8 protein-coding genes are annotated in these 12,192 nt (G+C 71.0%); 7 read left to right on the top strand and 1 reads right to left on the bottom strand.

Features of this window, described 5'->3' with window-relative positions; all coding sequences use genetic code 11:
- Positions 1-101 precede the first annotated feature (101 nt).
- From D7X12_RS11410 to D7X12_RS11395, 4 genes are all read left to right on the top strand, one after another.
- Positions 102-1,595 (top strand): ABC transporter ATP-binding protein, encoded by a 1,494-nt coding sequence (locus tag D7X12_RS11410; RefSeq protein ID WP_244224492.1) that lies wholly within the window; start codon positions 102-104, stop codon positions 1,593-1,595.
- Positions 1,592-3,403 carry an ABC transporter ATP-binding protein gene (locus D7X12_RS11405; RefSeq protein WP_120625296.1) on the top strand — a complete coding sequence of 604 codons (1,812 nt, stop codon included), beginning with the start codon at positions 1,592-1,594 and terminating at the stop codon, positions 3,401-3,403. Before D7X12_RS11410 ends, D7X12_RS11405 begins: the two co-directional genes overlap by 4 nt.
- A 159-nt stretch (positions 3,404-3,562) precedes the next feature.
- Positions 3,563-4,342: an SDR family NAD(P)-dependent oxidoreductase gene (locus D7X12_RS11400; protein WP_120625295.1), complete on the top strand. Its 780-nt coding sequence runs from the start codon at positions 3,563-3,565 to the stop codon at positions 4,340-4,342.
- Positions 4,343-4,393: 51 nt separating this feature from the next.
- On the top strand, positions 4,394-5,272 hold the full coding sequence (locus D7X12_RS11395; protein ID WP_120625294.1) for an aldo/keto reductase: 879 nt from the start codon (positions 4,394-4,396) through the stop codon (positions 5,270-5,272).
- Between the two features lie 11 nt (positions 5,273-5,283).
- Here D7X12_RS11395 and D7X12_RS11390 read toward each other — a convergent pair whose 3' ends face one another.
- The gene (locus D7X12_RS11390; protein WP_120625293.1) at positions 5,284-5,880 is read right to left on the bottom strand and encodes a TetR/AcrR family transcriptional regulator; all 597 of its coding nucleotides are present in this window, start codon (positions 5,878-5,880) and stop codon (positions 5,284-5,286) included.
- Between the two features lie 84 nt (positions 5,881-5,964).
- Here D7X12_RS11390 and D7X12_RS11385 point away from each other — a divergent pair, with 84 nt between their 5' ends.
- The 3 genes from D7X12_RS11385 (at position 5,965) to D7X12_RS11375 (ending at position 12,184) form a co-directional block, all read left to right on the top strand.
- Positions 5,965-7,551 (top strand): FAD-dependent oxidoreductase, encoded by a 1,587-nt coding sequence (locus D7X12_RS11385; RefSeq protein WP_120625292.1) that lies wholly within the window; start codon positions 5,965-5,967, stop codon positions 7,549-7,551.
- A 54-nt stretch (positions 7,552-7,605) separates the two neighbouring features.
- Entirely contained in the window at positions 7,606-8,967 is a 1,362-nt protein-coding gene (locus D7X12_RS11380) for a spondin domain-containing protein (RefSeq protein WP_120625291.1), read from the top strand.
- A 139-nt stretch (positions 8,968-9,106) separates the two neighbouring features.
- Entirely contained in the window at positions 9,107-12,184 is a 3,078-nt protein-coding gene (locus D7X12_RS11375; RefSeq protein ID WP_147443613.1) for a DUF3383 domain-containing protein, read from the top strand.
- The last annotated feature ends 8 nt before the right edge of the window (positions 12,185-12,192 follow it).

Below are 12,192 nucleotides of genomic sequence, written 5' to 3'. Positions count from 1 at the left end.
CCACGTCGCTGGTGAGCCGCGTGAGCAATTGCCCCGTCTGCGCCTGGTCGTAGTAGCTGAAGGACAGCCGCTGGATGCGCGCGAAGAGCGCGTCGCAGGGCGTGGCGTTCGACCTGCGCGACGCGCTCTTCGCGCGCATCCAGCGGCTGTCCTTCAGCTACTACGACCAGGCGCAGACGGGGCAATTGCTCACGCGGCTCACCAGCGACGTGGAGGCGGTGCGCGCCTTCGTGGGCAGCGGCGTGGTGCAGTTCGCGGCGGCGGCGGCGATGCTCGTGGGCTGCACGGGGCTGCTCTTGTGGTTGGACCCGGTGCTGGCCCTGGCGGCCATCGCGTCCGTCGCCCCCATCCTCCTGGTGCTGCGCTCGTTCTCGAAGCAGATGCGGCCCCTGTTCGGCCAGTTGCAGGCGCTGCTGGGCACGCTCAACACCACGCTCCAGGAGGACCTGCGCGGGCTGCGCGTGGTGCGCTCCTTCTCCGGCGAGGCGCGGGAGCTGGAGCGCTATGGCCGGACGAACGAGCAGCTGCGCACGCAGAACCTGCGGCTGGTGGGGGTCCTGTCCAACAACTTCCCCTTCGTCAGCTTCTTCGCCAACATGGGGACGCTGGTGGTGGTGGGCGTGGGCGGCTGGCGCATCTTCCACCAGCAGCTCTCGCTGGGGGAGCTGGTGGCCTTCAACAGCTACCTGGCCTTCCTGCTGATGCCGCTGATGACGCTGGGCTTCCTCGCGGCCGGCATGGCGCGGGCGAGCGCCTCCGCGCTGCGCGTCTTCGAACTGCTCGACACGGCGGTGGAGGTGACGGACCGCCCGGGCGCCGTGCCGCTGCCGCCCTTGCAGGGCCGCATCGAATTGCGCGATGTGCGCTTCCGCTACGCGGGCAGCGAGCGGGAGATCCTCCGCGGCGTGAGCGTGACGCTGGAGCCCGGGCAATTGGTGGCGGTGCTGGGCACCACGGGCTCCGGCAAGAGCACGCTCATCAACCTGCTGCCGCGCTTCTACGACGTCACCGGGGGCGCGGTGCTGCTGGACGGGCACGACGTGCGGGACGTGACGCTGGCGAGCCTGCGCTCGCAGCTGGGCGTCGTGCTGCAGGACGCGCTGCTGTTCTCCGGCACGGTGCGCGACAACATCGCCTACGGGCACCCGGACGCGACCCAGGCGCAGGTGGAGGCGGCGGCGCAGGCGGCGCAGGCGGCGCAGTTCATCCGCGAGCTGCCGCAGGGCTACGACACGGTGGTGGGTGAGCGGGGCGTGGGGCTGTCGGGCGGTCAGCGCCAGCGGCTGGCCATCGCGCGGGCGCTGCTCACCGACCCGCGCCTGCTCATCCTGGACGACAGCACGTCGGCGGTGGACGCGCGGACGGAAGAAGCCATCCAGGGCGCGCTGGACACGCTGATGCGGGACAAGCGCAGGACGGCGCTGGTCATCGCCCAGCGCATCAGCACCGTGCGGGACGCGGACCTCATCCTCGTGCTGGACGAGGGGCGCATCGCGGCGCAGGGCCGGCACGAGGAGCTGAAGGCGACGAGCGAGCTGTACAACGACATCCTCGGGTCGCAGCTCCAACCCGCGCGCCAGGAGGGAGCGGCATGAGGCGGCCCGGCGGCATCGAAGCGCTGGCGGAGCTGGAGGCCGGGCGGGCGGAGCGGCGCGGCCAGGTGCTGCGGCGGCTGCTGGGCGAACTGCGTCCGCACGCGCGCATGCTGGGCGTGGCGCTGGGCTTCATCCTGGTGGGCGCGGCGTGCCAGGCGGTGGGGCCGTACCTGGTGAGCCGGGCCATCGACCACGACATCGGCGCGGGGGACGGACGCGGGCTCGCCCTGACGCTCGCGGCGCTGTCCGTCGTCTACGTGGTGGGCGCGCTGGCGCAGCGCGCGCAGACGCGGCGGGTGGGCCATGCCGGGCAGCATGTGCTGGCGGACCTGCGCAAGCGGCTCTTCGAGCGGCTCCAGCACCTGCCGCTCGCGTGGTTCGACCGCCGGCCCCTGGGCGACCTGATGAGCCGCCTGCTCAGCGACGTGGACACGCTCAGCCAGCTCTTCGCGCAGGGGCTGACGCAGCTGTTGGGGTCGCTGCTGGGGCTCGTGGGCGTGCTCGCCGCGATGCTGGCGTTCAACGCGCGGCTGGCGCTGGCGTGCTTCTCCATCATCCCGGCCATCGTCTTCACCACCTGGTTCTTCGCGTCGCGGGCGCGCAATGCCTACCGCAAGACGCGCCAGACGGTGGGTGACGTGACGGCCAACCTCCAGGAGGAGATCGGGGGCGTGCGGCAGGCGCAGGCATTCAACCGCACGGAGAAGAACATCGAGCGCTTCCGCGACCGCAACGCGGCCAACCGCGACGCGAACGTGGCGGCGGTGGGCATCACCTCCGCGTTCTCGCCGGCCATCGACCTGCTGTCCACGCTGTCCGTCGCGCTGGTGATTGGCTACGGCGGCACCCTGGTGCTGGCGGGCGAGCTCACCGTGGGAGGCGTGGCCGCGTTCCTCATCTACGTGGCGCAGTTCTTCCGGCCGGTGCAGATGGCCGCGTCGGTGGCCACGCTGATGCAGGCGGCGCTCGCGGGGGCGGAGCGCATCTACGCCATCCTCGACGAGGCGCCGGAGCCGCCGGACGTGCCCGGCGCGGTGGAGCTGGGGCCGCTGAAGGGCCAGGTGGTGTTCGAAGGGGTGTCCTTCGGCTACGACCCCGCGCGGCCCGTGCTGCGCGACGTGTCCTTCCGCCTGGAGCCCGGCCAGACGCTGGCGCTGGTGGGCCACACCGGCGCGGGCAAGACGACGGTGGCCAGCCTCGTCCCGCGCTTCTACGACGTGACGGCGGGCACGGTGCGCATCGATGGCGAGGACGTGCGGCAGGTGACGCGCGGAAGCCTCCGCCGCCAGATGGCGATGGTGCTCCAGGAGCCGTTCCTCTTCAGCGGCAAGGTGGCGGACAACATCGCCTACGGGAAGCCCGGCGCCACCCGCGAGGACGTGGAGGCCGCGGCGAAGGCGGTGCACGCGCACGACTTCATCCTGCGGCTGCCCCAGGGCTACGACACCGTCATGGGCGAGGGTGGCGCCACGCTCAGCCAGGGCCAGCGGCAGCTGCTCGCGTTCGCGAGAGCGGTCATCGCGGAGCCCCGCGTGCTCATCCTCGACGAGGCGACGGCGAACATCGACACGCGCACGGAGGCGCTCATCCAGCTGGCGCTCGGCCGGTTGCTGTCGGGCAGGACGAGCATCGTCATCGCGCACCGGCTCAACACCATCCGCCACGCGGACCTCATCCTGGTGCTGGAGCAGGGCGCCGTCGTGGAGCGCGGCACGCACGAGGAGCTGCTCGCGCGCGGGGGCGTCTACGCGGACCTCTTCCGCCAGCAGTTCCACGACGTGCCCCAGAAGGCCCAGGCGCTCGGCTGAGGCACGACCGGGTTGCGCGGGCGGTATGCCGCCGTTACCTGGCGGGCAGGGGGGCGGCCCCGTGGCCTCGTGAGGGCCGGTGCGCTTCGCGGTGGGGGTCGCCATCTCCAGCATTCATCGCGGCACGGCGCCCCTTTTCCCCTCTGGCAGGGAGCAGACATGGCAGGCAGTCGAGGTACGGCACTGGTGACGGGCACGTCCGCGGGAATTGGCGCGGTGTACGCGCGGCGGCTCGCGGCGCTCGGGTATGACCTGGTCCTCGTCGCGCGGCGCGAGGAGCGGCTCAAGGCGCAGGCGGCGGAGCTGACGGCGGCGCACGGCATCCGCGCGGAGGTGCTGCGGGCGGACCTCACGGCGGACGGAGACATCCACCGGGTGGCCGCGCGCGCGGCGGGCGGGGACATCTCCCTGGTCATCAACAACGCGGGCGTGGGGGGCTATGGGCCCTTCGCGCAGGTGGAGCCCTCGGCGCTGGAGGGGCTGGCGCACCTGCACATCCTGGCGCCCATGCTGGCCACCCGCGCGGCGCTGCCCGGCATGCTGGAGCGCGGGCGGGGCGCGGTGATCAACGTCGCCTCCCTGTTGGCCTTCTCCGGTTCACTGCCGCCGGTTCCCCTCCCCCACCGGGCCACGTACGCGGGCGCGAAGGCGTTCCTCGTCCACTTCACCCGCACGCTCGCGGGCGAGCTCAAGGGCACGCCGGTGCGCGCGCAGGTCGTCTGCCCGGGGATGACGGCCACCGAGTTCAACGGCGGCTATGCCGGCACGATGTCGCCGGAGGACGTCGTCACCGCCTCGCTCGTGGCGCTGGAGCGCGGCGAGACGGTCTGCGTCCCCGGGCTGGAGGCCGCGGAGGCGTTCGCGGCCCTGGAGCAGGCGGAGCTGGGGATGTTGCGCGGTGCGAGCCACCAGCTCGCCGGCCGCTACCGCACGCCCTGACGGTTCCGATTCACACCCACGTCTCTTGAAGCACTTCCAGGAGGAAGACCCATGAGCGGCACCTCAACGCGTCCCGTGGAGAAGAGCGGCACCTTCAAGCTGGGCGGTGACCTGCCCGTCCACCGCCTGGGCTATGGCGCCATGCAGCTCACCGGCCCCGGCGTCTGGGGCCCGCCCAAGGACCGCGCGGAGGCGGTGCGCGTGCTGCGCCGCGCGCTGGAGCTGGGCGTGGACTTCATCGACACCGCGGACTCCTACGGGCCCTACGTCAGCGAGGAGATCATCGCGGAGGCCCTGCACCCCTACGCGAAGGGCGTGGTGGTGGCGACGAAGGCGGGCCTCGTGCGTACGGGCCCCAACGAGTGGCACCCGGTGGGCGCGCCGAAGTACCTGCGCCAGCAGCTGGAGATGTCGCTGCGCCGGCTGAAGCTGGAGCGCATCGACCTGTACCAGCTGCACCGCATCGACCCGAAGGTGCCGGTGGAGGAGTCGTTGGGCGAGCTGAAGGCGCTCCAGAAGGAAGGGAAGATCCGCCACATTGGCCTGTCGGAAGTGTCGGTGGCGGAGATTGAGCGGGCGCGCAAGGTGGTGGACGTGGTGTCGGTGCAGAACCGTTACAACCTGACCGACCGCGTGCACGAGAAGGTGTTGGACTACTGCGAGAAGGAGAACCTGGGCTTCATCCCCTGGTTCCCCCTGGCGACGGGTGGGCTGGCGAAGCCGGGCAGCACGCTGGACGCGGTGGCGAAGAAGCACAACGCCGCGCCCTCGCAGATTGCCCTCTCGTGGCTGCTGGCGCGCTCGCCGGTGATGCTGCCCATCCCGGGCACGTCCTCCGTGAAGCACCTGGAGGAGAACCTCGCGGGCGCGGAGGTGAAGCTCGGCAAGGACGAGCTGGCCGCCGTGGACGCGCAGGCGTCGGGCCGCTGAGCCTTACCGCGTCACTTCCGCTTCACGTAGCGCAGGAGGAGCGTCACCAGCTCCTCCTGGAGCGTCCCCTGGGTCAGGGCCTCGGGGCGCTCCACCACCGCGCGATGGATGACCGCGTGGGACACGGTGTCGATGATCCACAGGGCCAGCTCCGGGTCCGGGACATCGGTGGAGAACTTGCGGAACGCCTCCAGCATCGGCGCGTCCTCCGGGCTCCCCTGTCGGGAGCGGCGCGCGGGCAGCTCCTCCGTCAGCGCGTGGTGCAGCTTCGGGTTCACCGCGTGGGCCGCGAACCCCAGCGCGACCAGCGTGCGGATGAGGTCCTCCAGGTTCGCGAACGTCCGCGTCGTCAGCACCTCCGCCGCGGCCTTGCGCTGCTCCTTCACGTGCCGGCGCGACACCTCCGCGACCAGCGCCTCCTTGCCAGGGAAGAACTGGTACAGCGAGGCCACGTTGACGCCCGCGCGCTCCGCGATGCGGTTGGTCGTCAGCTTCGCGTACCCGTCGCGGACCAGAATGTCAGCCGTCGCCTGCACCAGCGCGTCCACCGTCGCGCGCGAGCGCTCCTGAAGGGGCGTCTTCCGAGGGGAAAGCTTCGCGCGCGGCATGCCGGACTCCTGGGGCGGGAACGCAAGCTGACAACATAAGCACTTCCTTACATTCTCGTCTCCATCGCTTCCCAGGAGACAGCCATGACTCGCGCAACACCACAGGTGCTGATTGTCGGTGCGGGCCCCACGGGCCTCACGCTCGCCTGCGACCTCGCGCGCCGGGGTGTCTCCCTGCGCATCGTGGACGCGGCGCCCGGCCCCTTCGTGGGCTCGCGCGGCAAGGGGCTCCAGCCACGCACGCTGGAGGTGCTGGAGGACCTGGGCGTGCTCGACGCCGTGCTCGCAGCCGGCAATGCCTATCCCCGCCTCCGCATCCACTGGCGCCGCTTTGTCGTGGGACACTGGACGCTGGTGCCGCAGGGGACCGCGACGCCGGACGTGCCCTACCCCAGCACCTGGCTCGTGCCGCAGGCACGCACCGAGGGCATCCTGCGCGACCGGCTGAAATCACTCGGCCACTCGGTGGAGTCCGGCACCGCGCTCACCGACTTCACCCAGGACGACCGCGGCGTCACCGCCACCCTCACCCGCGACGGCGCTCCGGAAGTCGTGCGCGCGGAGTACCTCGTCGGCTGCGACGGAGGCCACAGCCGCGTGCGCAAGGCGCTGGGCGTGGGCTTCCATGGCGAGACGCACGAGGCGGAGCGCATGGTCGTGGGCGACGTGCGCGTGGACGGACTGGACCGCGACCACTGGCACGTGTGGCCCTTCGCGAAGGGTGGCGCCGTGGCCCTCTGTCCCCTGCCCGGCACGGACCGCTTCCAGCTCGTCCTCAACGTGAAGCCCGGCACGCCCGTCCCGGAGCTCACCGAGGCCGCGCTCCACCAGCGCCTCCAGGACGCGGCCCGTCCCGGGGCGAAGCTTCGACTGCACGACGCGAGCTGGCTGTCCTTGTTCCGCCCCAACGTGCGCATGGTGGACAGATACCGCGTGGGCCGCGTCCTGCTCGCGGGCGACGCCGCGCACGTCCATCCTCCTGCCGGTGGCCAGGGCCTCAACACCGGCGTCCAGGACGCGTACAACCTGGGCTGGAAGCTGGGCCACGTCCTCGAAGGCGCGGCGCCCGCCCTGCTCGACACCTACGAGGCGGAGCGGCTGCCCATCGCCGCCAGCGTGCTCGGGCTGACACGGCAACTCCACCAGAAGCTGCGCCAGGGCGGCATGCGTCCGCAGCGGCGCGGGGCGGAGACGCAGCAACTGGGATTGCACTATCGCGGCGGGCCGCTCGCGCTTCAGTCGGAGGGCGACACGTCGCGGCTGCGCGCGGGAGACCGGGCCCCGGATGCACCGTGCGTGGATGCCATGGGCCGCCCTTCGCGCCTGTTCAATGCCTTTCGCGGCCCGCACTGGACGCTGCTCGCCTTCGGGCCGCAGCACGAGGACGCGCCCGCGTGGGCCCGCTCGCGCTTCGGTGACGCCGTGCAGACCTTCCACGTCCGAACAGGGGGCCACTCACGCGACGTGGGCGCCCTGCTCGACGCGGGTGGACACGCGCACCGGGCCTATGACGTCCGCACGGGCGCGCTGGTGCTGGTGCGTCCGGATGGATACGTGGGCCATGTCTCCCGCACCGGGAGCCGCGAGGCGCTGGAGTCCTTCCTGGCGCCGCTCCTGCCGCCGCGCTTACGGGCCGGACAGGTTGTAACCTCCCCCTCCAGGAGTGCGTAGTGAGGGCAAGCCCGTGACGCCTCGCGCTGCCGCGAGACCCTGGAGAAACCCACCATGTTCAACCGCTCCCTTCGCGGAGGCGCTGCCTCCCTTGCCGCCCTCGGTCTGCTCACGCTGTCCGCCTGTGGCTCCGACACCGAGTCCACGCGACTGCGCGTGCGCATCGAGAACGTGGCGCCCTTCCAGCAGCTCAAGTCCGGCATGTTCAACACGAAGCTGAGCGGCACCGCGCCGGGCCCGCTGGCCCCCGGCGACGTCTACGAGTTCAGCTTCACCGCGGGCACGAACCACCGGCTGTCCTTCGTCTCCATGTTCGGCCAGTCCAACGACTGGTTCTTCGGCACGGACCCCAAGGGCATCGCGCTGTATTCCAATGGCCAGCCGCTGTCGGGCGACATCACCTCGCAGGTGCTCCTCTGGGACGCGGGCACGGAGGTGGACGAGGAGCCCGGCGTGGGTCCGCACACCGGCCCGAAGCAGGCGTCGTCCACGGACGGCCCCGGCGCACAGGATCCCAACCCGAACGTGCGGCGCCTGGGCACGCCGTCCCGGCTCACCAGTGGCCAGACGTTCAACATGCCCGCGGTCGCGTCGATGATCCGCGTGAACCTGGCGCACGAGGCGGCGACCCGGAAGTTCACCGTGCGCATCGAGAACGTGTCCGATGACCGCGTCACCCTGAACACCAGCGAGGGCATCAAGCCCGTGCGCATCTCGCCAGGGGTGTGGACGGTGAGCGCCGGCAACGAGCCCCTCTTCACCGAAGGCCAGAAGGACCGGGGCCGGGGCCTGGAGGCCATCGCGGAAATGGGAGATGTCGCGGGCCTGACCGCCGTGCTCGCGCCGCTCAGTGGCGTGGCCACGCCGCTGTCGCCGGGCGTCTATGCGCTGCACACCGCCGCCGCGCCGCTGTTCACCGTGGGCGCGAAGGACCGGGGCCAGGGCCTGGAGGCCCTCGCGGAGATGGGTGACATCTCCAAGCTGTCGAGCGCCGTGTCCATGAGCCCGCCCGCGGGGGTGCGCGCGTCCGGCACCTTCAACACGCCCGTGGGCGCGTCCACCCCCGGCGCCATCACGCAGGGGAACGCCTACGAGTTCGACGTGGACGCCCTGCCGGCGGACCGGCTGTCCTTCGCGGTGATGTTCGGCCAGTCCAACGACTGGGTCTTCAGCCCGGATGAGCAGGGCATCGCGCTGTTCGACGCCGACGGCATGCCGGTGACGGGCGACGTGACCTCCCAGGTCTCCCTCTGGGACGTGGGCACGGAGCAGGACGAAGAGGTCGCGGTGGGCCCGCACCAGGGCCCGCCGGAAGGGGCCCTGGACCGCGACAACACCGTGCGCCGGGTGCCCGTGACCCAGCACGCCACGCCCGTGTCCCAGCACCTGCGCGTCACCATCACGAAGGCGCCGTAAAAAGAATGCAAAACAATTCCGGGGCCCGCTTCCTCTCCTGATGAAGAGGTCACGCGGGCCCCGAGTCGTCTGGGGGGCGAGGCCCGCGCGACCGCTTTTTTCCTGGTGATGGGGCCAGGACCGAAGGGGGAGCAACACGATGGCCGGGGTTTCAGCATCCACGTCGTCACGGGTACGTCGGGACGTACCAGGGACCCGCACGTCCGGGGTCACCTCGCGCACGCCGACGGCGCCCGAGACGAAGCCGACGACGAAGACGACGACGACGAAGCCCACGACGAAGCCCACCCGTGACAGCTTCGAACCCGACAGGTCCCGCCGGTCCACCACCCCGGCGACCCCGACGACGACCCGACCCGTGAAGTCAGGCGGGGACGACGATGACGTCCTCGTCATCAAGACGGCGGCCCCCACGCCCGAGCACGCGCTGGCGGACGAGCTGTTCGCCGTCTCCAACGACGAGCGGCTGGTGTCCCGGGTCCGGGAGCGCGCCACCCGGCCGGGGAAGCCCATCGACGGGCGCACGTCGCCCCGGATGCGGCAGGCCTACCAGGAGTTCATCCAGTCCCGGGGGCTGTCCGACTCGGAGGCCAACCAGCGCGAGTTCACGCAGCTGCTGGACGCACGGCGCGCCTATGCCTCGCGCAACGGGCTGGGGGCGATGAACGCCAACGACGAGCGCCGCTTCCTCGCGGAGGCCGCCCTGTCGCGCCTGAGCGTCCGGGCGAAGGCGGGCCAGTCACTGGAGCTGCGCGACGGGGACCGGTGGATGATCTCCGCCCTCTCCGACCCGAAGGTGTCCCTCTCCCCCGCGGACCAGAAGCTGCTGGAGAAGTGCGAGTGGCGGGACCAGGGCCTGCGCACCACGATGCCCGAGGCGCGCGCCAAGGCCCAGGCGATGGAGGCCCAGCGCGAGGCGGAGTTCCGCTCGACGCCGGGCCGGCCGTACAAGACCGTGCTCAACGCGGATGACGTCTTCCAGGGCGACGTGCAGGCCAACGCCTTCACGCTGGCGGCCAAGGCCGGAGGCTACTCCGCGGAGGAGACGCGCCTCGCCATGGAGCAGCTGAAGCTCAATGGCACGCCGCTCTTCTGCAACCGCAACCTGGAGGGCGAGCCGCTCATCCTGGAGAAGCAGCAGGTCACCGGCATGTTCAAGCGCGGCGGGCAGGAGTTCTTCGCCTACGCCATGTCCTCCGAGGGCTCGCTCGCGCTGCGCGACGCCCGCTCCGCCCTGGCCGAAGGCTACGGCTCCGTGAAGGACTACCGGGACGCGTTCAACAACACCCTGGCCACCCGGTTCGCCAACCTGGGCGCCGAGTGGGTGAAGAACGAACAGACCGCGGACACGGCGCTGGGCAAGTCGCAGCACCCCATCCTGGGGCCGCTCATGCGCGGCAAGTACGACGCCATGCGCGAGCTCGTCCAACTGGGCACGAACGGCCTCCAGATGGGCGAGATGTTCACGACGACGGCGAAGCTGGCCTACGAGAAGGGCGACCTGCTCGCGAACATCAAGAACGACCCGGAGTCGGTGCGCTACTTCGACGAGGAGACCGCGCGCTTCGGCGCCACCTTCGACGCGCTGTCGAAGACCTACGCGGAGAAGGAGGACACCATCGCGGGCCAGGTGGCCCGGGGGTTCGTCGCGAGCATCCCCAAGGCCCTGGTGTCCACCATCCCGGGCGCCGCGCTGGGCTACACGGCGCTGAAGGACTTCCACAGCCCTCCAAATGAGCTGATGAAGGACCTCACCATCGACCTGCTCTCCATCGTGACGGGTCCGCTCCTGGGCGGCGCGGCCCAGTCCTTGGAGGGGACCGTCAGCAGGGTGGCCCCCAAGCTGGTGGACTCGACCCTCAAGCAGTTCGTGGTGCAGGAGGTGATGGACCGGGGCATCTCCTCGGTGGCGGGCGCCACGCAGGAGGTCGCCACCGCGATGGGGCCGGCCCTGATGCAGCAGTACCTGGGCAAGGATGGCAAGCCGCTGTCGGAGGCCGACCAGCGCAAGGTGTCCGAGCAGCTCACCGACGCCGCCTTCCGGCGCGCCGTGTGGACCGGCGCGCTGACGGGCCTGCTGATGCCGTCCCGGCCCTCGCGGGACATGGACACGGCCGTCGTCAACCAGAAGGGCGCCACGATTGAAGGCCCCATCTACAAGACGATGTCCGCGGACCAGGAGTCGCGCCTGTACGCCGCCGTCGTCGTCCCGGAGGCGAAAGGCAAGAAGCGCGTGGAGTTCGTCGAGGTGAGCCCGGACAACCCCCGGGTGCAGCAGGCGCTGAAGCAGCAGCCCGCGAAGCTCACGTCCCAGGTGGACGCGGACACGGCGCTCGCCATCTCGCGCTACCAGTACCGGCTCAACGACGCGGGCCGCAAGGAGTTGGCGGTGAAGGCCAACAACTTCGCGGCGGCGAAGGTGCGGCTGGACGCGGAGACGGCGCGCCTCCGGAACACCGAGACGACGACGCCGACGACGCAGACCACGAAGCCGACCACGACCACGAAGCCGCAGGAGCCCACCACCACTACGAAGCCGCTGGAGCCCTCGAAGAAGGTGGCCCTGCGGGAGACGAAGGAGGGCGTGGTGCTGGACGGGGCGAAGGTGCCCATCGCGGACCGCACGCTGGAGTACCCGGAGCTGCGCTTCACCCCGTCGGAGCTGGGCCCCGTGGGGCGCTTCACCGAGTACCTGAAGGAGAAGGGAATCAAGACGTCCGGCTCCGCGCAGATCGCGGAAGGCAACTCGCGCATCGTGCTGGAGCACCCGGCGTTCCCGGACAAGGTCATCAAGATCTACAGCAAGGGCAAGATCCCCGACTACAACACGCAGGTCCCCTACCTCCTGCAGCGCGAGCTGGCGCTGGAGTCCTTCCTCAAGGACAGCGGCGTGCGCGTGGCGACGATCGACCGCGACCCGGCGCTGCTCAGCCGGGGCATCGTCGTGCAGGAGAAGGTGAAGGCCCAGCCCTACGCGGAGGTACGCGACACGCTGCCGCCCGCCGTGCGCGAGAAGTTGGACGCGCAAATCCAGGGCCTCAAGGACCGCTACAACGACGCGCTGTTCAAGGACTACGCGGCCCGCTCCGGCAAGCCGCTCACCACGCGCGAGGCGCCCAACAAGCCCATCACGCCCGCGGGGTTCGACCTGAACATCGGCAACGTGTTGCTGGACACCTCCAAGCCGACGCCCGAGCTGGTCATCATCGACTGGTAGCGGCGCGG

This window comes from Corallococcus sicarius (genome assembly GCF_003611735.1).
GTDB lineage: Bacteria > Myxococcota > Myxococcia > Myxococcales > Myxococcaceae > Corallococcus > Corallococcus sicarius.
Note: the sequence above shows the minus strand (reverse complement) of the source record. Positions and strands in the feature narration are given on the sequence as shown.